We start from the raw sequence: 252 nt of genomic DNA, 5'->3' as shown, positions 1-252 counted from the left end.
CATGGGGAGACCCCACACTACCATCGGCGCTACGGCGTTTCACTTCTGAGTTCGGCATGGGGTCAGGTGGGACCACCGCGCTATTGCCGCCAGGCAAATTCTGTTTCATTCCAACCGCCTCACTTCCGTGAAGCCATCAGAACCAATCTCGGAACTTCGCTGAAAATCTCTCTAAAAACACCTTCGGTGTTGTAAGGTTAAGCCTCACGGATCATTAGTACTGGTTAGCTCAATGCATCGCTGCACTTACAC

At 52.0% G+C, this 252-nt stretch carries 1 rRNA gene; it reads right to left on the bottom strand.

Going from position 1 to position 252, the window contains the following annotated elements:
• Positions 1-94 (bottom strand): 5S ribosomal RNA (gene rrf / locus WA302_RS25370); the annotation flags it as partial.
• Between the last annotated feature and the right edge of the window lie 158 nt (positions 95-252).

This window comes from Serratia sp. 201 (assembly GCF_037027545.1).
GTDB lineage: Bacteria > Pseudomonadota > Gammaproteobacteria > Enterobacterales > Enterobacteriaceae > Serratia > Serratia bockelmannii.
This window is presented reverse-complemented; position numbering and strand designations above follow the sequence as displayed.